Annotated in this window: 19 protein-coding genes and 1 CRISPR repeat array; of the genes, 11 read left to right on the forward strand and 8 right to left on the reverse strand. The window is 73.1% G+C overall.

Translation table 11 applies throughout. The features are described from left to right. Nucleotides 1-26: 26 nt before the first annotated feature. From cas7c to cas2, 4 genes are read left to right on the forward strand one after another with little or no spacing between them, the layout of a single operon-like run. On the forward strand, nt 27-926 hold the full coding sequence (gene cas7c, locus G443_RS02070; RefSeq protein WP_026420667.1) for a type I-C CRISPR-associated protein Cas7/Csd2: 900 nt from the start codon (nt 27-29) through the stop codon (nt 924-926). Between the two features lie 4 nt (nt 927-930). After that, complete coding sequence (cas4, locus tag G443_RS02075) at nt 931-1,587, forward strand: CRISPR-associated protein Cas4 (RefSeq protein WP_026420666.1); 657 nt, start codon at nt 931-933, stop codon at nt 1,585-1,587. Continuing rightward, nucleotides 1,580-2,596, forward strand: coding sequence for a CRISPR-associated endonuclease Cas1 (gene cas1 / locus G443_RS02080; RefSeq protein WP_026420665.1), 1,017 nt, complete (start codon nt 1,580-1,582; stop codon nt 2,594-2,596). Before cas4 ends, cas1 begins: the two co-directional genes overlap by 8 nt. 3 nt (nt 2,597-2,599) lie before the next feature. Continuing rightward, a complete protein-coding gene (cas2, locus tag G443_RS02085; RefSeq protein WP_026420664.1) occupies nt 2,600-2,890 on the forward strand; it encodes a CRISPR-associated endonuclease Cas2 in 291 nt (96 codons plus the stop codon). Between the two features lie 250 nt (nt 2,891-3,140). Then, nucleotides 3,141-3,918: direct repeats of the CRISPR family, unit length 37 nt; unit sequence GTTGCACCGGGCCTCCGGGCCCGGTGAGGATCGCAAC. A gap of 140 nt (nt 3,919-4,058) precedes the next feature. On the opposite strand, the gene G443_RS02090 is transcribed toward cas2, so the two are convergent. Together G443_RS02090 and G443_RS02095 are read right to left on the reverse strand one after the other, a co-directional pair. Next, nucleotides 4,059-4,412, reverse strand: coding sequence for a hypothetical protein (locus tag G443_RS02090; protein ID WP_035293183.1), 354 nt, complete (start codon nt 4,410-4,412; stop codon nt 4,059-4,061). 223 nt (nt 4,413-4,635) lie between these two features. Then, the gene (locus G443_RS02095) at nt 4,636-5,043 is read right to left on the reverse strand and encodes a hypothetical protein (RefSeq protein WP_026420662.1); all 408 of its coding nucleotides are present in this window, start codon (nt 5,041-5,043) and stop codon (nt 4,636-4,638) included. A gap of 629 nt (nt 5,044-5,672) precedes the next feature. Between G443_RS02095 and G443_RS02100 the strand changes: the two genes are divergently transcribed. The 3 genes from G443_RS02100 (at nt 5,673) to G443_RS02110 (ending at nt 7,132) form a co-directional block, all read left to right on the forward strand. Then, a complete protein-coding gene (locus tag G443_RS02100) occupies nt 5,673-6,527 on the forward strand; it encodes a helix-turn-helix domain-containing protein (RefSeq protein ID WP_162147343.1) in 855 nt (284 codons plus the stop codon). After that, nucleotides 6,527-6,715 (forward strand): DUF397 domain-containing protein, encoded by a 189-nt coding sequence (locus G443_RS02105; protein WP_081715747.1) that lies wholly within the window; start codon nt 6,527-6,529, stop codon nt 6,713-6,715. Before G443_RS02100 ends, G443_RS02105 begins: the two co-directional genes overlap by 1 nt. 225 nt (nt 6,716-6,940) lie before the next feature. Beyond that, nucleotides 6,941-7,132, forward strand: coding sequence for a DUF397 domain-containing protein (locus G443_RS02110; RefSeq protein ID WP_026420658.1), 192 nt, complete (start codon nt 6,941-6,943; stop codon nt 7,130-7,132). A gap of 366 nt (nt 7,133-7,498) precedes the next feature. Here the strand turns inward: G443_RS02110 and serS are convergent, their stop codons facing one another. The 3 genes from serS to G443_RS02125 form a co-directional block, all read right to left on the reverse strand. Next, on the reverse strand, nt 7,499-8,785 hold the full coding sequence (serS, locus tag G443_RS02115) for a serine--tRNA ligase (RefSeq protein ID WP_026420657.1): 1,287 nt from the start codon (nt 8,783-8,785) through the stop codon (nt 7,499-7,501). Between the two features lie 333 nt (nt 8,786-9,118). Next, on the reverse strand, nt 9,119-9,907 hold the full coding sequence (locus G443_RS02120) for an alpha/beta fold hydrolase (protein ID WP_026420656.1): 789 nt from the start codon (nt 9,905-9,907) through the stop codon (nt 9,119-9,121). A 313-nt stretch (nt 9,908-10,220) separates the two neighbouring features. Then, the gene (locus G443_RS02125) at nt 10,221-13,814 is read right to left on the reverse strand and encodes an ATP-binding protein (protein WP_026420655.1); all 3,594 of its coding nucleotides are present in this window, start codon (nt 13,812-13,814) and stop codon (nt 10,221-10,223) included. Between the two features lie 195 nt (nt 13,815-14,009). On the opposite strand from G443_RS02125, the gene G443_RS02130 reads away from it, so the two are divergent. Then, nucleotides 14,010-14,897, forward strand: a complete 888-nt coding sequence (locus tag G443_RS02130) for an NAD(P)-dependent oxidoreductase (RefSeq protein ID WP_026420654.1) — start codon at nt 14,010-14,012, stop codon at nt 14,895-14,897. 51 nt (nt 14,898-14,948) lie between these two features. Here the strand turns inward: G443_RS02130 and G443_RS24805 are convergent, their stop codons facing one another. After that, nucleotides 14,949-16,208 (reverse strand): phosphatase PAP2 family protein, encoded by a 1,260-nt coding sequence (locus G443_RS24805; protein ID WP_051314395.1) that lies wholly within the window; start codon nt 16,206-16,208, stop codon nt 14,949-14,951. Between the two features lie 455 nt (nt 16,209-16,663). After that, complete coding sequence (locus tag G443_RS02140) at nt 16,664-16,930, reverse strand: hypothetical protein (RefSeq protein WP_103056590.1); 267 nt, start codon at nt 16,928-16,930, stop codon at nt 16,664-16,666. Between the two features lie 674 nt (nt 16,931-17,604). Between G443_RS02140 and G443_RS02145 the strand changes: the two genes are divergently transcribed. After that, the gene (locus tag G443_RS02145; protein ID WP_245588980.1) at nt 17,605-18,510 is read left to right on the forward strand and encodes an alpha/beta hydrolase; all 906 of its coding nucleotides are present in this window, start codon (nt 17,605-17,607) and stop codon (nt 18,508-18,510) included. Between the two features lie 1,135 nt (nt 18,511-19,645). Next, nucleotides 19,646-20,287: a helix-turn-helix transcriptional regulator gene (locus G443_RS02150; RefSeq protein WP_051314394.1), complete on the forward strand. Its 642-nt coding sequence runs from the start codon at nt 19,646-19,648 to the stop codon at nt 20,285-20,287. A gap of 51 nt (nt 20,288-20,338) precedes the next feature. Here G443_RS02150 and G443_RS02155 read toward each other — a convergent pair whose 3' ends face one another. Further along, a complete protein-coding gene (locus G443_RS02155; RefSeq protein ID WP_051314393.1) occupies nt 20,339-21,298 on the reverse strand; it encodes a glycosyltransferase family A protein in 960 nt (319 codons plus the stop codon). Between the two features lie 180 nt (nt 21,299-21,478). On the opposite strand from G443_RS02155, the gene G443_RS02160 reads away from it, so the two are divergent. Continuing rightward, nucleotides 21,479-22,174: an HAD-IA family hydrolase gene (locus G443_RS02160; RefSeq protein WP_245588979.1), complete on the forward strand. Its 696-nt coding sequence runs from the start codon at nt 21,479-21,481 to the stop codon at nt 22,172-22,174. The last annotated feature ends 1 nt before the right edge of the window (nt 22,175 follow it).

The following is a 22,175-nucleotide window of genomic DNA, read 5'->3' on the forward strand; positions in this document are numbered from 1 at the left end:
CTGACGAACCCACTGGCAGGAGAACCATGAGCAACGCCGTACCCGCACACCTCGACCCCACCGTGCGGCACGACATCGTCTTCTACTTCGACGTCACCGACGGCAACCCCAACGGCGACCCCGACTCCGGCAACCGGCCACGCCTGGACCTGGACACCCAGCACGGCCTGGTGACCGACGTCGCGCTCAAGCGGAAGATCCGCAACACCCTGGCGTTGGCTGGCGACGGCGACCCCCGCTACGGGATCTTCGTCGAGGCGGGCCACGCCCTGAACACCAGGCTCCTGGAAGCCGCGAGCGCCAACGGCGCCGAGGAGGAGAAGATCAGCACCGAGCAGGTCACCAACACCCGTGCCTGGCTGGCGAACCGCTACGTCGACATCCGCCTCTTCGGTGCGGTGCTCTCCACGGGCAGCAAGGTCACCAAGCGGCTCGGCCAGATCTACGGTCCGCTCCAGGTGACGATGGCGCGCAGCGCCGACCCGGTGAGCCCGGTCGACCACGCGATCACCCGCGTCACCCAGACGAAGAAGGAGGACATCGACAAGGGGGAGAGCACCGAGATGGGCGGCAAGTGGACCGTCCCCTACGGCCTCTACCGCGCCGAGCTGTACTACTCGGCGGCCCGGGGCAGGCAGACCGGCGTGGACAGCCGTGACCTGGAGCTGCTGTACCGGTCGATGACGATGATGTTCGACCACGACCGCTCCGCGACGCGCGGCCGGCTCGCCCCGCGAGGTCTCCACGTGTTCAGCCACCAGGACGCCTTCGGGAACGCCCCCGCCCACACCCTGTGCGAGCGCGTGGTGGCCGAGCGGACCGAGCCGGACAACCCGCTCCCGCCGAGGTCGTTCACCGACTACAAGCTGCGCGTCGACTCCGCGGCACTGCCCGACGGTGTCACCCTGACCACGGTGCTCGGCTGACGTGATGGGGTCCTCACACTCGGAAGGGGCCGGGCCGAGGCCCGGCCCCGAACCCAGCGTCACCCTCGGAGGGTTGGAGCACTACGCCTACTGCCCCCGGCAGGCGGCGTTGATCCACGTCGAGCAGTACTTCGAGGATGATGCGGCCACGACCAGGGGTTCGCTGCATCACGAGGTCGTCGACCGCGGCGACACCACCAGGAACCGTCGCGGTGTGCGCCAGTGGAACTCGCTGCCGGTGCGCAGCACGCGGCTGGGCATCCACGGGGTCTGCGACACGGTCGAGTTCGGGCCGGACGGTCCGGTGCCGGTGGAGCACAAGTCCGGTGGCTACCGGCCTGGGGGACCGGCCGACGTGCAGGTCGCCGGCCAGGTGTTGTGCCTCCGGGAGATGTTCGGGGCGGAGGTGCCCCACGGGGTCGTCTTCGCCGGGCAACGCCGTCGGCGGCACGTCGTCGAGGTCGACGCCGCCCTGGAACGCCGGGTGGTTGACACGGCCGAGCGACTGCGCGAGCTGATCACCACCGGGACCACGCCGCCCCCCGTGCACGACAGCCGCTGCCGCCGGTGTTCCCTCCGGCCCGGGTGCGTGCCCGAGCTGCGCGCGGCATCGCCCGGGGACCCTTTCACACCACGTCCGTTGGGAGAGTGGGATGACTGAAGCACTGAGGACCCTGTTCATCTCGACCCCGGGCACAAGCTTGGGGTTGGACGGCGACGCGGTGCGAATCACCAGCCCCGACAGGCCCGGCCGGCACCTGCAACCCCTGGTTCGACTCGACCACCTGGTGGTCAACAAGGGGGTGCACGTCTCCGAGGACCTGTTCCACCGGTGCTCGGAGGACGGCCGGTCAGTCACCTGGTTGAGTCAGAACGGCAAGCTGCTCACCAGGACCTCCGGCCGGCAGACCGGCGGGGCGCGGCTCCGCATCGAGCAGGTCCGGGCCTACGACGACCCTGCCCGCCGACTGGCCCTGGCCCGCGCGTTCGTGGCCGGCAAACTGCACAACTACCGCCAACTGGTGCTGCGCATCGCGCGGGACAGGCAGGGCGGTGATCGGGAGTTGCTGCGGGATATCGCCGCCGACCACGCCGCCACGTTGCCACGCCTGCGGGAAGCCGACGACCTGGACACGATCCGGGGTCTGGAGGGCAGCGCCGCGCGGCGGTACTTCCAGGCGATGGGCGTGCTGATCCCGGGGGCGAACCCGGGGCGGACCCGTCGTCCTCCCACTGATCCCGTCAACTGCGCGCTGTCCTTCGGCTACACGATGCTGGAGGTCGCCACCAGGGGAGCGGTCGACGAGGTCGGGCTCGACCCGTTCATCGGGTACCTGCACGACGTGCGGCCAGGCAAGGCGTCGTTGTCCCTGGACCTCATGGAGGAGTTCAGGACGATGCTGGTGGACCGCCTCGTCATCACGCTGTTCAACAAGAAGCAGCTGAGCGAGCGGGACATGGAGACCCTGCCCGGAGGGGAGGTCAGGTTCACGGAGGAGGGACGGAAAGCGTTCCTCTCCCACTGGTCCACGGCGCGGGACCGGATGTGGCACCACCCGGTCCTGGACCGGGAGGTTCCCGCGTCCACCCTGCCGCTGCTCCAGGCGCGGTTGTTGGCCCGGCACCTCCGAGGTGACACGCCGACCTACACCCCGTGGTCGGCGGGCTGAGGGGTGGAGTTGCTGATCAGCTACGACGTTGAGACCGCTACTCGGGACGGTCAGCGGCGGCTGCGCAGGGTGGCGAAGATCTGCGAGGCTTACGGGCACCGGGTGCAGAAGTCCGTGTTCGAGGTGGTGTGCCGGCCGCAGGACTGGGTGTTGATGAAGCACCGCCTGGCAGAGGTGATCAACTCCGAGCGGGACAGTATCCGCGTCTACCACCTCGACCGGGGTTCGTTCTCCCGCGCGGAGCACATGGGGGCGTCGCGGCTCGCGCCGCACGAATCGCCTCTGGTGTACTGACGGTGCTTTCCGGAGACTGGACAGGAAGGGCAGTCGTGACAGGGAATTCCGCTGGTGCGCTCGCAGGCCGGCCGAGCCGGCCCCAGGGTGGTGCGGATCCGCGCCGTGTGCCGTGTGGAGTTCGCGCGGATCGGAAGCGTCACGCGACACGCCTGGACTCTCCTAAGCAAATCCCGGGCGTGTCGTCATCTTTGTCTGGTTTGCGGGAAGCTTGTCGCAACATGAAATGGGAAAACCGCTGCTCACGCAGGTTGCACCGGGCCTCCGGGCCCGGTGAGGATCGCAACGAGGACTTGACCGAGTCCTCGCCGACCTGGCCGCGGTTGCACCGGGCCTCCGGGCCCGGTGAGGATCGCAACGCGAAGTCCGACAGCTGGTAACGGACGATCTCCCCATAGTTGCACCGGGCCTCCGGGCCCGGTGAGGATCGCAACGATACAATCCGTGCCTCCGCCTCCGGGCCACCGAGGTTGCACCGGGCCTCCGGGCCCGGTGAGGATCGCAACCATCGGGGACTCCTTCTGTGAAGGGTCGCCCGCCCGGGCGTTGCACCGGGCCTCCGGGCCCGGTGAGGATCGCAACCGGTTGCGGAGAGTCGCGCCGCAATCCGGTGCGCGACGGGTTGCACCGGGCCTCCGGGCCCGGTGAGGATCGCAACTGGAGACAGAACGGCCCGGGTGGTGCGGTAACACCAGGTTGCACCGGGCCTCCGGGCCCGGTGAGGATCGCAACGGACATCGACGGCGGCGCCATCCCCGGCGACCTAGCCGTTGCACCGGGCCTCCGGGCCCGGTGAGGATCGCAACGCCGCCGGCGACGTCGACTCCCTCCTGGCCGCGGTCGTTGCACCGGGCCTCCGGGCCCGGTGAGGATCGCAACGCCAGGGCCGGTGGAACGCCTGGCCCGAGTGGTGGGGTTGCACCGGGCCTCCGGGCCCGGTGAGGATCGCAACTTGGACTTCAGGAGCTCGGCTTCCGAGTTGGTGAGGAGAGTTGCACCGGGCCTCCGGGCCCGGTGAGGATCGCAACCCACTGATGCTGCCTTGGTGACTGCCAGGGGCGCGCGTTGCGCCGGTCCTTTTCCTAACGGGACTGCGAGGCGCCGGGGCGCCCTCCGAAGGGCACGACCCGGAGCCTCGCGTGTTCCTTCGTGCGGATCGTAGTAGGCGTCAGAACCCGTCTGCTGCTCTCGCGATGAACTCTCCCGCCTCCTTCGGCGGGGTGACCTGCGAATCAGCGGGAAATGCGGCCGAGCAGGGGGAAGGCAGAACGCACACGAACTGATCGCCACCCACGACCACGGTCACCGCTTTCCCGCCCAAGGCGGGCAAGGTGCTGACCATCAGCGATGCCACGGGTTCCGGCCCAGGCACGATCGCCGTCACGACCGCTTCCCCGTCCGCCACCAGCAGGGCACCCGCGACCCGTCGGGCCTGCATCACCGGCAGGCCCACGGGTTCCTCGGGTGCGTGCTCGGGGCGCAGGACAACGCCGAGCCGGCTGGTCTCCACCAGCACGGACACCGGCCCACACCGGGCGGGCATCCATCCGATGATCCGTCCCAGCGCGTTCCCCGGCACGAGAACCACCGGCTCCGATGTGGTCACCGCGCACCCTGCCTCAGGTAGGGCCGTATCCGGCTGGAACGACGGGGGAGGACGAAGGCACGGACTCGGCAGGACCGTGCTGGCGGAATGCGGGGAAGCACCGTGGTCACCGACTCCGCCACATCGACCGGGTTCACGCTCACCACCCCCGCCGGCATCGTCCGGCTGCCTCGTCCAGCACCCGTGCCAACTGACGCACCGGGCGGGGACCCAGCAGTAGCGGCCACCCCCACCCATTGCCGGCCAGCGCCAGCCGGGCGCCTCCAGTACCCGCACCGGGAACGGCGAGGGACGTCACCGCCAGGCGCAACGCCGAGGACCCGACGTGCAGGGGGATCGCGAGATTCCGGCGATGGAGCAGGGCCGTGGAGAACTGTCGGGCGGCGTGCGGCGCCACCAGCCCGACGGTGCCGGCGGCGAGCAGGACCGCCGCCGACTCGTCAGCGGTGAGGGTGAGCACGACGGTCGTGGGTTGTCCGGTGGGTGCCACTGCGGCGACGCTGGCTCGCCAGGCGTCTCGGGGCAGGGTGCGGTGGGGACTGGTCACGGGCTGGGCTCCGTCCAGATGGGAAGGACTCCGGTCAGGGCCGGGATGGGGGCGGTGGCCGCGGGATCGGGGGGAGGTGCCACCGCCCCCGGCCGTCGCCCGCGCGTGCGCGGGGCGGGCGACGACCGTTCCCGGTGCGCGGCGGCGGGGCGCACCGTCGCCGCGCGGTGCCGGCCCCCGAGGGGAGGTGGGGCCGGACGGTGGAAGGGGGCGGCGGTGGTGTCGGGGTCCGCCGCCCCCGGCCGGGCGCGCCTCGGGGAGTCGGGCGGCGCGTCCGGCCTGTCCTGGGCTCGCGTCGCGAGCAGTACGGCTACGGGGATCGGGTGAGTGGGTCGGGAGGAGTTGTGTGGAGGTGTGGCAACCGCGTGCCGTGGCTTTTCGCGGTGCCGGTTCTCGCGTTCGAAGAGGACCGCAGCCGCCACCATCAGTGCCGCGGGTCCCAGCGTGACCACGATGGCGAATACCGGAGTGTTGACGGCCTGCCACATGCAGTAACCTCCTGATGTGCGAACCGAAAATGGTTCGCGAACCAGCCTTGGTTCTGTGTCCAGCCTGGAGCGTGGTGGCGGAGGTGGCAAGCGCTCGATCGGATGAATGACATCGAGGCTTGGCTGACTACTCTGTGGTGCATGGCCCGTACCAACCTGACGCCCTTGTCCCGGGCGCTCGGCGACGCCATCCGAAAGCAGCGGACAGCTTCGGGCCTCACCGTTCGCGCGCTGGCGGACAAGATGGGGTTACGCCATACCGCGATTGTCAGGCTCGAAGGCGGTACCAGGCGGGCACCGTTGGATGAGTTGGCCGCGCTGCTCGGCACGGTGGGGACTCCGCCCGACGAGCGTGACCGCATCATGGCGATGGCACGGGATGTCGACCGCGATACGTGGTCAACGAGCGGCGGGAGCGGCGCCACGGCGCAGCTTGCGACCCTGGTGCGTTACGAGCGTGAAGCCATCGCACTCACCGAGGCGAACGCGCTGCTCGTTCCCGGGCTGCTACAGGTGGAGCCCTACATCCGCTCAGTGATGGAGGGGCTCCCACCTGACGTCATCGACGCCCGCACTTACTACAGAATCGGCCGCCAGCAAATCTTGACCAGAGCTGAGCCACCCAAGATGCTCGCACTGATCGACGAGGCAGTGCTCGCCAGGACCATCGGCGGCCCTGCTGTCATGGCCCATCAGATGGACCACCTCGTATCGCTGGTGGACGCAGGAAATGTGGAGGTGCGGGTTATCCCACTTGCCGCCGGGAGCGCGGCCATGATGGCGTCGGGTTGGATGCTCGTCGAGTTGCCAGACGGTCCGCCAGTGGTCCATCTGGACCATGCGCAGGCAGGCACGATGCTCCATACACGACGCGATGTGGCCGCGTTTGAGCAGGCGCGGGATACGATCATCGCAGCTACCCTCAACCCAGAAGCTTCTCGCCAGATGATTACCCGTTACGCACAGTCCTATCGAAGCACTCAGAGCGAGGAATGATGACCACCATTCTTACAGGTTGGCGCAAGTCGACCCGCAGCGATAACCAGTCCAATTGTGTTGAGATTGGTGGAGCGCCGGGCTTGGCTGGTATCCGGGACAGCAAGAACCGGGGCGCTGGTGTTCTGGTCGTTGATCGTCAGGTCTTCGCGGCGTTCATCGAGGCTGTGAAGCGCGATCGTCTCTGATCCCGACGTTCCGGGCGCGCCTTCGTGCTCCTCGGGCCCGAACCTCGTCCTGCTCCCGGTGTCCGTCATCCCGGCCGGGGGGGACGATCCCGACCGACAAGGCCGGTTGGTGAGCCCGTTCGAGCGTCGGCGGATGGCGTCAGGGGCGCTGCCGGGTTCCCGAGAACTGGGGATCCCCACCGGGACTGTTCCGCGCTACGGAGACCAGTACGAAGGGCAGGCAGCATGACCGCACAGGAACTCCTCGGCTGGCGGAAGGCACGAGCGAGCGGCCCGCAAGGGGACTGCATCGAGGTGGGTGGGGCGCCGGGCTTGGCTGGGATTCGGGACAGCAAGAACCGGGGCGGTGGTGTTCTGGTCGTTGATCGTCAGGTCTTCACGGCGTTCATCGACGCGGTGAAGCGCGACCGTCTCTGACCCCGCGAACGACGTTCTCGGCGCGGCCCTCGCACTCCTCGTGCGGGGCCGCATCCCGTTGCCTCCTGGCCAGCCGTCCCGAGCGGACGGGAAGGACGGGAGGAGCGGGAAGGTTGCGCTCGCTGCCGACGCCGTGCTGCCGGGCCGGAGAGGCCGTCGCGTTCCTCAGGGTTCGGCGCCTCCGGCGCACCACCATGCCGAGCGCTATGGCGGGCCTGGGTCCCACGCCGCCCGTCGAGCTGTCCCCGAGGTCCGTCGGCACGGAGGTCCATCAGCCCGGCTACTCGGCCCGGGGTGGTCGGTGCCCGGTAGGAACGCGAACGGGGTGTGGACGGTGAACCCGTCCACACCCCGTCTCGTCCGTTGTCAGCGCGTGGGGCGCACCAGGCGGTCGGTGCCCACGCGGTCCCGCAGCACCTCGGGCACCAGCACCGAACCGTCCTCCTGCTGGAACTGCTCCAGGATGGCGGGCATCAGCCGGCTGGTGGCCAGGGCGGACCCGTTCAGGGTGTGCACGAACTGGGTCTGCTTCGCCTGCGGCGCGCGGAAGCGGATGTTCGCCCGCCGGGCCTGGTAGTCGCCGGCCCAGGACACCGACGACACCTCCTTGTAGCCGTTGGCGTGCGGCATCCACACCTCGATGTCGAAGGTCCTGCGCATCGTGGCGCTGGTGTCACCAGCGGCGAGCTTCGACGTCCGGAAGTGCAGGCCCAGCCCGCGCACCAGTGCCTCGGCGGCGTCGACCATCGACTCGAAGGCCTCGGCGGCGCCGTCCGGGGTGGTGAACTGGAACAGCTCGACCTTGTTGAACTGGTGTCCGCGCACCGTGCCACGCTCGTCGGAGTGGGTGCCGGCCTTCTCCCGGCGGTAGCAGGGCGTGTAGGCGAAGACCCGGCGGGGGAGCTCCGCCTCGGTGAAGATCTCGTCCTGGTGGGCGGCGAGGAGCGCGGTCTCGGAGGTCGGCAGCAGGAATTGCGGGCGGTCCGACACCGGGTTGGCGATGTGGTAGACGTCGTCGCTGAACTTGGGGAACTGCCCTGCGGCGAAGCCGGCGCTCTCCAACAGCATGTGCGGCGGCAGGACGAAGGTGTAGCCGGCGGCGTTGTGCTGGTCGATGAACCAGTTCAGCAGCGCCCATTCCAGACGGGCGCCGTAGCCGGTGTACATCCAGTAGCCGGAGCCGCCGAGTTTGGTTCCCCGGTCGAAGTCGACCAGCCCGTACTCCTTGGCGACCACGGTGTGGTCGATGAAGTCCCCCAGGGCCGGCTTCTCGCCCCACACCCGCAGGACCTCGTTGTTCTCCTTGCCGCCCGGCACGACGTCGTCGGCGGGCATGTTCGGCAGGCCGGCCATCTCCTGGCGGAGTTCCGCGCCGACGTTCTCCAGCTCGCTCTCGAGGGCGAGCAACGCCGCCTTGGTGTCCGGGGGCGGGGGCAGGGGCTCGCTCGACTCGCGCTTGGCCTTCGCGTAGGCGCGTGAGGCCTCCTTGCGCTTGCGACGCTCCTCCTCGATCCGCTGGAGCAGCTGACGGCGCCGCGCGTCGAGGTCGACGATCGCGGACAGGGACCGATCCACCTCGGAGCTGTCGAGTCGTTTCGACAGGGCGGCCGCGACGGCCTCCCGCTCACGGCGGATCAGGTCCAGATCAAGCATGGCGTTCCTTCGTCAGCTCAGGTGCGAGAGTGCGTGAACTCGCCTTCAGGTGGCGGAAGCGGACCAACCGGGCTCCCTACCATGTCGAACGATCGGAAAGTCTAACGGGAACACCGCTCAGGTCCGGCGGCGGGTTGAGACCGGGTACCCGATCACCGGCAGGGTGGTTGACCTCGGCCAACGCCGTGGTCCAGGCTTCGCGTGGCTGGCGTCCGCCGCCGCGCTGGGGCCCCCGAGTGACGGGGCCGGCGGCAGGCGGTGCCGGGTTGCCCCGGACTCCGGGCGGGTCGGTCTCGCGGCCCGACGGATCCGGCTGGCGCGTCCGCTGGTGTCTCAGTCCAGCGGGTTCTGGGCGAGGAAGTCGAGGACGGTGTCGCTGGCGGCGGGGCGGGCCTCCAGGTGGACCCCGTGCCGGGCTCCGTCGAAGATCCGGACCCGGGCGTCGGGGACGCGTCCGGCGATGCGGTGCGCGTTCTCGGGTGGGGTGAGGGCGTCGTCGCCGCCGTGCAACACCAGGGTGGGAGCGGTGATCCGGGGGAGCAGGTCCCATCCTCGGTGGTCGGTGCTGGCGATGAAGTGGCGGCGCTGCGACCGCCGGGAGTTCGACGGGGTCACGCTCTCCACCAGCTCCGCGTGGTCCCGGACCCAGTCCGGGGTGAAGAACAGTTCGGTCAACGCGGCCCGTCCGGCCGGGGTGGACACCGTTCGCAGTGCCTCGTTCGCGGCCTCGGACCGGGGGACCTCCTCGGTTCCGCCGGGGCCGGTGGCGGCGAGGACGAGCGCGCCGATCCGGTCGGGGGCGAGGGTGGCCAGGACCTGCGCGATCCTCCCGCCCATGGAGAACCCGTAGACGTGGGCCCGGTCGATGCCCTGGGCGGTGAGCACGGCGAGGGCGTCCCGGGCGAACAGGGCGGTGGAGTAGTCGGTTTCGGCGCCGTCCTCGCTGCGGCCGGTGCCCCGGTTGTCCATCAGGATGACGCGGTGCCGGGCCGCCAGGTCCGTGGCCAGCGGGCCCCACATGCGGGAGTCGAGGGACTGGCCGGGCAGCAGCAGCACGGGGTCGCCGTCCCCGTCGCCGTCGTACCAGATGCGGGCGCCGTCAGCCGTCGTCGCGTGAGCCACGTCGGGACAAGGTACACGGCCGCACCCGTGTTCCCGGTGGCCCGGGAGGAACGGGAACGGCCCGGCGCCGGGCGGGAACACCGACCGCCTTGCGCGAGGTGGGGGCCGTGACGTCGGCTGGACGGGCGCCCGGAGGGGCTGGTGTGGACGGGGGCCGGGCCGTCCGAGCGGTGGACGGGGTTCGCTGGTGACCCTCACGTGCTGACCGCGCTGGTCCACCAGCGGCCGTGGCCGCGGACGTCCGTCCGAAGGCGGGCCACGCGGGCACCGACGGGATCGACCCGAAGGCCGGGCTGCGGTGGGGGAGCCGGACTCAGGTGGCGCCTGGTGGGGAGTCGCCGAGCACGGCGTCCAGGTCCCGCAGGGCGTCCGCGCCGGCCACCGCAACCCAGGACGTTCCCGCGTCGAACTCGGCGGCGAACCGGTCGGGGCCCAGGGCTCCCCTGGCCCGGGTGGTGATGCGGTCCACGTCGAGGCGCTCCGCCGCCGGGAGGGGCGTGCCGATTCCGGCGCGCAGGCCGGTGGCCACGCCGAGCAGGCGCGCCGCCCGGGTGGCGTTGCCGGCGAGGGAATGCCCGCCGGCCAGGCCCTCCAGGGCGAGCGCGGTGGCCCGGGGGTCGACCAGCCGCCTGGCGGTGGTGAGCCCCTCGTCGTGGAGGCGGAGCGCGGTGACCGCGTCGCCGCGCTGTTCGGCGACGAAGCCGAGTTCGGCGAGGATCAGGGTGCTCGCCGGTTCGAAACTCGTCGTGCGGTGCCAGTCCGCCAGGTCGAGCAGCAGGCGTTCGGCCTCGTCCCAGCGGCCTTCCCGGCGCGCCCCCAGCGCCAGGCCCGTCTCCGCGTACAGCCGGCCCGGGGTGAAGTCCTGTTCCAGCGCGACGGTCCTGGCCCGTTCGTGGAGGTCCCTGGCGCGGGTGTGGTCGCCGGTGAGCAGGGCGATCCGGCCCAGCCAGGACAGCTGGTAGGAGACCTCAGGCCACAGCCGGAGCCCCTCGGCGCCGCGCAACCCCTCCTGGTGCAGGCGTTCGGCGCGGGGGTAGTCGCCGGCCAGCTCGGCCAGGGCGCCGAGCACGAACGCGCCCTGGAGCTGCCCCCAGCGGTCGCCGAGCCCCCGGAAGAGTTCACGGCTGCGGGTGGCGGCGGCGTGGGAGGCGGGGAAGTCGCCCCGGCCCATCCGCTGGTTGGCCCGGTCGGCGAGGGCGGCCGCCACACCCCAGGTGTCGCCCCGCGCCTCGATCAGGGTGAGCGCCCGGTCGGTGAGCTGGCTGCCGGCGACCAGGTCGCCCAGGGTGGAGGTCACGTAGCCGAGGAACCACAGCGCCCGGCCCCGGGCGAGGAGCGCGCTGCCCGTCGTCGCCGGGTCCTCGGAGGACACGGCCGGTGCGGCTTGCCCCGCCGGGTCGGCGTCCCCTGGTGGGCCGGCCGGCACGGCTCGACCGGCCGGGTCGGCCTCGCCTGACGGGCCGGCCGGTGGTAGCGGTGCGGGGCGGCGGGTGCCGTCGGCCCGGTGCGCGGGGTCAGGGCGGGCGGGTGCGGTGCCCGCCGGCGCGGGCGGTGCTGGTTCGGGGTGAACGCGGGCCCAGCCGGGGCGGAGCCCGGGGTCGACGGGGTGCCCGTCGAGGTCGAGCAGGCCGGCCAGCCAGGCCGACGCGGTCTCCCCGGCGGGGTGGTGGTCCGCTCCGGGAACGGCCAGCGCGGCCCGCAGCGAGCGCCGGGCCTCCGCCGTGCGCCCCCGGAGGAACCAGGACCAGACCAGGGAGGTGACCAGGCGCAGCGCGGTGTCGACGTCCCCGCAGCTGGTGGCGGTGTCCAGGGCGTGGCGGAGGTTCGCCGTCTCCGCGTCGAGCCGGTGCAACCACCGGCGCTGCTCCGGGCCACGTACCCCGTCGTCGGCCCGTTCGGCCAGGCCCAGGTAGTGGGCGGCGTGCCGGCGGCGCACCGCGTCGAGCTCGCCGGCCTCGGCGAGCCGGTCGCGCCCGTAGGCGGCCACCGACTCCAGCAGCCGGTACCGGGGGAGTCCGGTGCCGCCGTCGACGGGGGTGACCAGGGACCGGTCCACCAGGGTGGTGAGCAGGTCGACGACCTCCTCGCGGGCGACGGTGCCCCCGGGGCCCACGTCCTCGGCGGCGGCCAGGTCGAACCCGTCGCGGTGGACGGCGAGTCGGCGGAGCAGGAGGCGTTCCGGCTCGCTCAGCGGTTCCCAACTCCAGTCGAGGGTGGCGCGGAGCGTGCGCTGCCGGTCGGGTGCGTCGCGTGGGCCCCGGGTGAGCAGCCGGAACCGGTCGTCGAGGCGGCGCAGCAGCTCCTCGGGGCCGAGTGCGCGAATCCGGGCGGCGGCCAGTTCGAGCGCGAGGGGGATGCCGTCGAGCCGGGTCGCGACGGCCGCCAGGGCGCGGGCGTTGCCGTCGGTCAGGGCGAAGCCGGGCGTGGTGTCGGCGGCGCGGTCGACGAGGAGGCGCACCGCGTCGCTCCGTTCGGCCCCGGCGCGGACCTCGATCTCGGCGGCCGGGGCGCTGGCCGGGGCGGGCAGGCTGAGCGGGGGGACCGGCCACACCCGTTCCCCGGCGAGCCCGAGCGGTTCCTGGCTGGTGGCCAGGACGCGCAGCGAGGGCACCCGGGCCAGCAGCAGCGCGGCGAGGTCGGCGACGGCGGCGACCAACCGTTCGCAGTTGTCCACCACCAGCAGCCAGTCGCGGTGGTGCAGCGCCGCCGCCAGCCGTTCGCCGGTGCGCGGGTGGTGGGGCTCGTCGGAGGCGCCGCCGAGGACGTCGCGCAGTCCGAGAGCCGAGGCCACCGCCTCGGCCACCCGGTCCACCGGGTCCCCGTGATCAGGGCCGGGAGCGTCCAACCCGGCCAGTTCGACCAGCCGGGCGGTGACGGGTGCCTCGGTGTCGGGGTCCTCGGCGGGTGCGGCGGGTGGCGGTCCGCTGGTGGGGTGGACCGGCGGCGGGTGGTCGGGGTGCTGGGTGGACAGTCGGCGGGCCACCTCGATCGCCAGCCGGGTCTTCCCGACCCCGCCCGGTCCGGTCAGGGTGACCAGGCGCTGCTGGCGGAGGACGGCGACGAGCTCCGCGACCGCCGCCTCCCGACCCACCAGGGTGGTCAGCGCGGTCGGGAGGGGCGCCGCCGTGCCCGCCGCCGGCGCAGGTGGGGAGGGCGCGGCGAGCGCGGGGTCCTGCCGGAGGATCGCCCGGTGCAGCGCGGCCACCGGTGGGCTCGGGTCCACGCCGAGTTCCTCCCGCAGGCGGTGCCGCAGCTCCTCGTAACCCGCCAACGCCTCCGCCTGCCTGCCGGCCCGGTAGAGGGCGATCAGGTGCCGTTCGCGGAGCCGTTCCCGAATGGGGTGGCGGGCGACCGTCGGCGTGAGTTCGACGGCGAGCCCGGCGTGGTCGCCGAGCCGGAGCCGGGCCTCGGCCCACTCCTCCGTCGCGACCAGCCGTTCCTCCTCCCACACCGACGCCGCCGCCACGGCGGCGGGTTCCGCCGCCAGGTCCGCCAACGCCGGCCCCCGCCACACCGCCAGCGCCTCCCCGAGCCGGCCGGCGCGGACCTCGGGGTCCCTGGCCGCCCGGGCCTCGGCGACCAGGCCCCGGAACCGCCGCAGGTCCAGGTCGGACCCGGCGACGGCCAACAGGTAGCCGGGGGGTTGGCGGACGACGAGGGCCCCCGCCCCGGGCTCCGCCCGGTCCAGGGCGCGGCGCAGCTGGGACACCTTGGTCTGGACGGTGTTCACCGGGTTGCCCGGGGGGCGGCCACGCCACAGCCGCTCGACGAGCGCGCTGGTCGGCACCGGCCGGCCCTCGCCGAGCAGGAGCACCGCGAGCAGGAGCCGGACCTTCGCCTCCGGCACGGTCACCGCCGTGCCCGCGTCCGTCCACACCGCCAGTGGCCCCAACACCCCGAATCGCACCAGCGGACCCTAGCCGTCGTCCCCGTCACGACCGGGTCGTGCGCGCACCCGGGGGAAACCGTGCGCGTGGGCGACGAGGGTGGTCGTCGAACCGGGGAGGGCATGGCTCCACCAGGACCACCCGGGTGCGGTGTGGACGGACGAGGCACACCGCCCTCCCCGGCGCCGACACGACGAACGACGAGGACGAGGACCATGAGTGACGAGCGGAGCACGCCAGCCCCGGTGACCCTGATCGGGCTGGGCCCGATGGGGCGGGCGATGGTGCGGAGCCTGCTGCGCGCGGGGCATCCGGTGACCGTGTGGAACCGCACGGCGAGCAGGGCCGACGAGCTGGTGGCCGAGGGGGCGACGCTGGCGGCCAGCCCGGCGGAGGCCGTCGCGGCCAGCGAGGTCGTCGTGCTGAGCCTGACCGACTACCAGGCCATGTACGAGGTGCTGGCGTCGGCGACCGGCGCCCTGGCGGGGCGGACCCTGGTGAACCTGAGTTCGGACACCCCGGAGGTGACCAGGGAGGCCGCCCGCTGGGCGGAGGGCCACGGCGCGCGGTTCCTGACCGGTGGGGTCATGGTTCCGGCAGTGATGGTCGGCACCGACGCCTGCTACGTCTACTACAGCGGCGAGCGGGACGTCGTCGACCGGCACCGCTCGACGCTGGCCGTCATCGGGGAACCCCGGTACGTCGGGCAGGACCCGGCCGCCGCCCAGCTGTTCTACCAGGCCCAGTTGGCGGTGTTCCTCACCGCGCTGGCCGGGCTCCTCCAGGGCACCGCGATGGTGCGCTCCGCCGGGGTGAGCGCCGCCGACTTCGTCCCCCAGGCGTTCGGGACGTTGACCCAGCTCCCGGCGATGGTCGCCGGGACGGACGAGGAACTCGACTCCGGTTCGTACCCGGGAGACCAGAGCACGGCGACGATGATGGGCGCCACCGCCGACCACATCCTCCGGACGAGCGCCGCGCTGGGCCTCGACCTCGCGCTGCCCGGCGCCGTGCACTCCCTGTACGAGCGGGCGATCGCCGCCGGTCACGGCGGGGACAACTGGACGAGCCTGTTCGAGATCGTCCGAGGCACCTCGGCCTGAGCGGCAGCAGCGGCGGCGTCGGGCGCCCCGTGGCCTGGGGGAGGGGCCCGGTCAGCGGACGGTGGGGAACCTCGTGGTGGGCTCCTCACCCCACTCGGGCGGCGGCTGCTGGCCGCCCGGCGGGCGACCGGGTGGGGGACCGTCGACCACGCGACCCTCGCGCGGGGGGCCGCCGTCCCCGGGCCGCCCGCCGCGGGGCTGGCCGCCTTCCACCGGGCGCCCGTCCCGCGGCGGTCCACCGGGCCGGCGCTCACCCCGGCCGGGCTCGCCGGGCTGACCGCGTCGACCATCAGGTCGTCCGCCCGGTGCCCGGTCACGGCCCGGGCGGACGACCGGCAGGTGCACGGTGTCGGCCTCGGAGTCCTCGACGGCGGGCCGCCGGGGGGCCGGGCGGCCCAGCGCCTCGGTCACGGCCTCCTCCGGTCCGGGCGGTGGGGTGCGCAGGGCGGTGGTGGGCGCCGCCGACCCCGCGGGGGTGCGCAGCGCGGTGGTCGGCGCTTCGGGCGTGGGCTGGGCGGGGAGCGCGGTGGTGGCGTCCTCGTCGGCCGGTGGCCTGGGCATCGCCGTCGTCGGGGCGGCCGGGGGCGGCACCGACGACACCGGCCGTGGCGGGGTCGGCTCGGTGTGCTCGCGGGACGCCGGCGCATCGCCGGCACCGGCCGCCTCCTCGGCGGGAGAGGGGGACACGGCGGCGGGCACCGGCCCGGTGGCCACCGCCCACCGCAGCGCCGGCACCCCCGCCGCCCAGTCGGTCAGCTTGCCCATCGGCGCGACGCCGAACCGCATGACCAGGTAGGCGACGAGCGTGCCCAGCACCAGTCCGGCGATCACGTCGTGCGGGTAGTGCGCGCCGACGAACACCCGGGAGAACGCGGTCACCACGGCGGAGACCAGCACCCAGGTCGCCACCCGTCGCCAGGCCATCGCCAACCCGACCGCCGCCGCCGTGGCGAAGGTGGTGTGGTTGCTGGGGAACGAGTAGTCGCCGATGGGATCGCAGGCCACGATCATGACCACGTCGATCGACTGGCAGGGTCTCTCCTGCCCGACCCCGGTCTTGATCGCCTCGCTCACCAGGTAGGAGAGGGCCGTCGCCGCGAGGGCGAGCAGAGCCAGCGGCAGAGCCCGGCCCCCGGCCCCCCTGGCCCGCCACCAGTTCAGCAGGAGCAGCACGACCAGCATGATCGGCAGCCCGTCGGTGATGATCTCGGAGGCGAGGTGCACCCAGTCCGGCGTTCCGGACGCGAACTCGACCAGCCCCCGGTACAGGCTCGCGCTGATGCCGGGGACGCCGTCAGGGGTCTGTGCCATGCGTGTCCGTTGTCCAATCTCGGTCGGGCGGCGGTCCGCGCTACCGGCGGGGGCGTGGAACGGGGCGGGTGCGGGACCCGGCCGATGATCTTGACACAGTCGTGGGTGCCGTCTCGGCGGGCGGGGTTCTGGTGCTCCTCGTTCTCCGGGGGACGCGTGTCGTCGTCCCGACGTTGCCCGCCCCGTGCGGTGCCTGGGGCCGCCGGCCCGGGCCGCCGACCTCTCCTCCCAGGATCTCGCGCTTGCCGGATCGGTGGTCGGCGGGGTCGCCCAGCGTGAGCGGGCTGGCGGGCCGCCGCCCTCGTGGGTGCCAATCCCGTCGCACGGACGGGGGTGGGCGGACGGCCCGTGGTGTCCGCAGGGGAGGCCGAGGTGCGGCGGCCGTCTCCCCTCCGCCGCGCGCCGCACCTGGCGGGTGGGGATGCTCGGCCCGGGCCGCCGCACCGGTGAGGGGATCAGTGCTGGGCGTCGGCGAGGGTCAACAACAGCGAGAACGTGAGGTTCCCGGTCGCCAGGAGTCCGCCGAGCACGGCGGTCCAGTCGACCCGGTACTCCCGCCCGGTGAGGGCCGACAGGACGGCGCACGCCAGTGCCGAACCCGCACTGACCAGGGAACCGACCGGGAACACCCAGCTGGCCACGGCGAGACCCAGCGCCACCGGGCCCAGCCAGGCCCCGCGTCCGGGGCGTTGCCCGGCCGGCCGTACCCGGGTTGCTCCCACGATCCGGCCCCCTCCACCTGCGGTTCCCCGCGCCCGGTTGGAGCGGGGTGGACGTCCTCGACGCCCCACCGTGGCGTCCCGGGCGGGGAGCACGGCGGAGGCATGCGTCTCGCGGTCGGTCCGGCGAGCGTCGTCGCGAGTGTCCGCCGCCGGGGATGGGGTCGCGGTGAGGGCACGCGTGCTCCTCGGCCGATGACCTCCACCGGGTGGTGGGTTCCGCCATTCCGGGGGTGGGTGCGGGTGCCGGCCCGGCGGTGTGATCGGCGATCGGCAGGACGACAGCACCCGAGTGGCCGGCCGGTGGCGGAGCCGGGGGAGAGCGGTTCCGCGCTTCCACGGCCCCCGCCGGGCGGGCCATCGCCGTCCACCGCACCGGCTCCCAGGGGCGACGCGTGTCCCCGTCCGGACGTCGGCCTCGTGGCCAGGGTGTGGGGCGAGGCCGGTGGGAGCGGCCCGCTCCCGTGCGGCACCGCCGGGTAGTCCGGGCCCGCCGGGGAGCCGGCGTGTCGGTGTGCCGCCGCGTCCCGGGAAGGGGACCGTGCCCCCGGCGAACCCGGCGAACCCGGCGAACCCGGCGAACCCGGCGAACCTGGGGACCCGTGGGGCGGGCGGGGCCGGAGCATGATGGAGGCCGACGTGCTTGTTCGGCGCCGACCACCGGGACGACCGGTGCGGTGCCAGCCCCGGAAGGTGACGGGAAGGGGACCGCGATGGCCGTGGACTGGCGGGACTACGACCGGGACGAGTTGGCTCGGCAGTACTCGCCGAGCTCCCGGGTGGACGACATCGGGCCCTACCTCGCCGACTACGCCCGCCGCAGCGACGAGGCCCGCCGGGACCTGGTGGTCCACCGCGACCTCAGCTACGGGACCGACCCCGAACAGGCCTTCGACTACTTCCCCGCATCCAGGGCGGGCGCGCCGCTGCACGTGTTCGTCCACGGCGGGTACTGGCAGGAACTCAGCCGGCACGACTCGGCCTTCCCCGCCCTCGACCTCGTCCCGGCGGGCGCCGCCTTCGTGGCACTCGGATACGGGCTCGCCCCGGCCCACGACCTCGCCGAGATCGTCGCCTCGGTCAGCCTCGGCATCCGTCGCCTCTGCCAGCACCGGTCCGAGCTCCCGGGGACCCCCTCGGAGGTCCACCTGAGCGGGACCTCGGCCGGGGCGCACCTGGTGGCCAGCGCCCTGCTCGACGTCGAGGGCTGGCGGCGCGACGGTCTCGACCCCTCGCGGGACGTCGCCAGCGCCACCCTCCTCAGTGGCGTGTACGAGCTGGAGCCGTTGCGCCACACCTACGTCAACGACGCCCTGGGCCTGGACGCGGCGGCCGCGGCCGCGCACAGCCCGCTCCTGGCCCTCCGCTCGCCGCTCCCGCCCCTCCTCGTCGCCCTCGGTCGGAACGAGACGGAGGAGTTCGGCCGGCAACACCGGGAGTTCGTCGACCGCGCCCGCGCCGTGGGCACCGAGGTCACCGACGTCGTGGTGCCCGGGCGCGACCACTTCGACCTCCCCCTCGACCTCGGCCGGCGGGGCACGGTCGTCGGGGACGCGGTGCGGCGGCGGATGCGGTTGGGCTGAGCCGGACCGGCGAGCGGTGCTCCGCTCGGGTGGCGCGGAGTCGCGTCGTACCGGGGGCGGCGGATCGGCCCCCGGGGCGCACCGCTTCCGGCGCCGTGGAGCGGGCCCCGCACCGGCCCCGGTCGCGCCAGGGCGGCCTGGGTGTCGCCCTGCCGGATCGAGGCACGGATGGCGGGTGGGGTCGGGGTCGGGTGGACCTGGCCGGGTCCGGTCCTGCCGCCCGCCACCGGGAACCGCCGCCAACCGGAACCCCTCCGCCGGCCGCCATGCCACCCGGCCGCCGCCTCGGGAGGTGATCGGCGCCGCGCGGATTCGCCAGAAGCCCCGGGATCTCGCCCGCGCACCGTCGACGCGGGCCCGCTGGGCGCCTCGGTGGGGGCGATGGTGGATCGCGGCACCACGGCGCGGAGCGGGGGCGGTGTCATCCGCCGCCCGGCGTCCCCGGCGGGGCGTGTGGGCGTGGAACGGCTCGGGACCGGGGGCCAGGGCGCGGCGAGGTGGTGGTGTGGAGTTCGGTGGCTGGTTCCCGTCCGCCATGTGACGCAGCCCTCATGCGGACGGCTCCGCCGAACGGCCCACGCCGGCCGGTGGCGGGGCGAGCGGGCGGGGGCCGGACGGCGGTAGGGCTGTGGAGAGCGCGGATGGGCCGTTGTGGTCAACCTTCGACGCCATCGGGGCCACGCCGGGGTGGTCCGTTCGTTCGACCACCGGCCGAGGAGCGTGAGCCAGCGGTGCCGGCGGTGGGGAACCGCCGATCCGCGCGTCGGAGTGCGAAAATTGGCACCCATCATTTGTCCAGATGAAACAATAAATTTAGCGCATATCTAATCTTGACGTTTGGGAGCGCTCCCACTTACGCTCGGGCGGCCGTGTGGCGGCACGGATCGGAGGTGGCGACCAGCGGACTTCCAGCACATTCAGGACCCTCGCGATGCGTGGTTCACCCCTGGGTGAGCCGTCCTCTGGAACCGGTTCGGCGTTCTGCGGTCAGGGTGTTGACGTGACTGGCCATGCGGACCCGGCGACGTTGCTGGGAGGCGGGATTCGTTCGACGACCGCATTGGTGCTGACCGGGGCGAGGGGGAAAGTGGTGACCGTGGTTCTTCCTGACGGTAGGGTTGCTGTTCTTGAGGGCTTGAGTCCGAAAACCGAATTCACCGTCGAAATCCGGGACCTGCTCGCCAGGTACCTCCGGACGAGCGACCGGGAGAGGTGGGGAACCGAGGTCGGGGCAGTGGTCTCGGAGGTCCTGCCACCCCTGCGCGAATTCGTCCTCCGAGGGCGGCCCATCCCGCCCGGGGTGCTCCGCCGCATCGAGATCACCTCGGACGGGCTGGTCGAGGCCGGGGTGCCCCGGGGAGAACTCGCCGACGTCAGTCGCCGTGTCGCCGCCCGAGGAGCGGGGCGGCTCATCCACCGGGGCGGGGGAGTCCCCCGGCGGTTCGTCACCGAGATCTGCAGCCGAGTGGTGGTCGCCATCCACGACGTCATGTGGGCCATCCTCGGTGGTCGGGCGCACCCGCCGGCGCCAGCCCCGCGCCGGCCGGAACTCCGCGAGGTCGACGGCCTGGAGCTGCGCATCCTCGCGATGGTCGCCCGAGGGTTCTCCACGGTGGAGACCGCGAAGGCGCTGCACTACAGCCGCCAGGCGGTCAGTTACCACCTCGGGCGGTTGATGGCCCGCTTCGACGCCCCCAACCGCACCGCCCTCGTCGCCGCCGCCTACGAACACGGCCTGCTCCCCCGAGGAGCCGCCGGCCGAAGCCGGCGGTACTGAGCGGGACCCGACCGGCCGCGAGGGGGCGGCCGGTCGGGCTCCACCCCCGCCTCAGGCGGGGAGGACCGCTCCTCCGCAGTGCGCGAGCGCCCGACTGACCGCCGCGAGGTCGGCGCACCCCTCGCCGGCCATCGTCTCGGCCAGCCTGTCGTGGAACCGCGACAGCAGCGCCGCCGCCTCGACCTCGTCCACCCGGCCCCTGGCCAGGGCCGTGGCCAGCGCTCTGGTGAACCCGTCCGCCGTCACCTGCGCCGAAGCCCAGTAGAACGCCGCGCCCACCGCCGCCCGTGTCGCCGAGCCCGCCGTCGTCGACGGCACCCGGTACCCCGCCTCGGTGTCCCGGAGGAACGCGAAACCCGTCCCGGACGCGGACATGCGCAGCCACGTGTGGTCGTCCTCGGCGACGTGGGTGGCGGGGAACGGGCACCGCGTCGCCAGGTCGATCCGCGTCGAGACGGTGGAGGTCAGGCTCGTGTAGCCGAGTTCGGTGCCGATCCTGATCCAGGCGTCCGGTCCCTCCGGCGGCCCCTCGCGGTGCGAGTCGAGGATCTCCCGGATCGACGGGGTGACCCGCTCCTCGGGGACCGGTCGGCCGTGCTCGTCGATGACGGTGAAACCCGAGTACACGAAGTCGACGGTGGGCCGCTCGGCGAAGACGCGGCGGGTCCTGCGGAGCCGGTGCGGGTGGGCGAGGTCGTCGGCGTCGAGGAACAACACGAACGGGGCTCCCCTTGCCGCCGCCCAGGACACGCCCCGGTTGCGGGCCGCCCCCGGCCCGCCGGTCGTCTCCGCGCGGAGCACGACGAGGCGCTCCGGATCCCCCGCCCGAACCGCCTCCAACCGCCGCCCCACGTCCGGGTCCGGGGAGGCGTCGTCCACGATGACCGCTCGCCAGTCGCGGTCGCTCTGCGTGAACAGGCTGGCGACGGTGCGTTCCAGATACTCCCAGGACTCGTCGGACCGGGCGTGGTGCGGGATGACGAAAACCGGGCTCGCGCCGAGGTCGACCATTTCCGATGCTCCCGAAATACCTGTTTCCTGGGGGTGGGAGCACAACCTACGGGTACTCGGTGTTCCGCTGTCAAACAACGTTAACAGAAGCTCTAACCTTCGCCTTCGGCTGCCCTTTCCCGGTGCCGGCCGACCTATGGTGGGGCGATCGCCGGTTGAACCGCCCCAGGAGGAGGAATCGTGACGCACCGAATCTGGGAAATGACCGGTGTCGATGCCATTCTGTTCGACCTTGACGGTGTCCTGGTGAATTCGGCGCGCGCGATCGACGTCGCGATGCGGCGCTGGGCCGTCGAGCGCGGGCTGGACCCCGACGCCATCGCGTCGTTGGCCCACGGCCGCCGTGACGAGGACCTGGTCCGCTTGGCCGCCCCCCACCTGGACGTGGACCCGGAGGTCGACCGCATCGCCGAACTGGACTTCGAGGTCATGGACCAGGTCACCGCCATCCCCGGCGCCTCGGCGCTCATCGGGCTGCTGCCACCCCTGCGGTGGGCGGTGGTCACCTCAGGGGCGGCCTCGATCGCGTCCGCGCGACTCGCCGCCGCGGGCCTGTCCCGCCCACCCGTGGTGGTGACCGCCGAGCAGGTCGCGAAGGGCAAACCCGACCCGGAGGGATACCTGCTGGCCGCCGAGCGACTGGGTGTGGAACCCACCCGCTGCGTCGTCCTCGAGGACGCCCCCGTCGGGTGGGACGCCGCGACGGCGGCCGGGATGAGGTGCGTCGGCGTCGGCTGGGAACTCGCCCGGTCGCGACCGGAACTGGCCGCCTGGGTCGAGGACCTGAGCCCCGTCCGCGTCACGGAGGAACCGTCCGGCCTGCGGTTGACGGGTAGGTCGCCGGCACCGGCGACCGCCGGACGGGCGGAGGACTGAG

It is taken from the genome of Actinoalloteichus caeruleus DSM 43889, from assembly GCF_000429185.2.
GTDB lineage: Bacteria > Actinomycetota > Actinomycetes > Mycobacteriales > Pseudonocardiaceae > Actinoalloteichus_B > Actinoalloteichus_B caeruleus.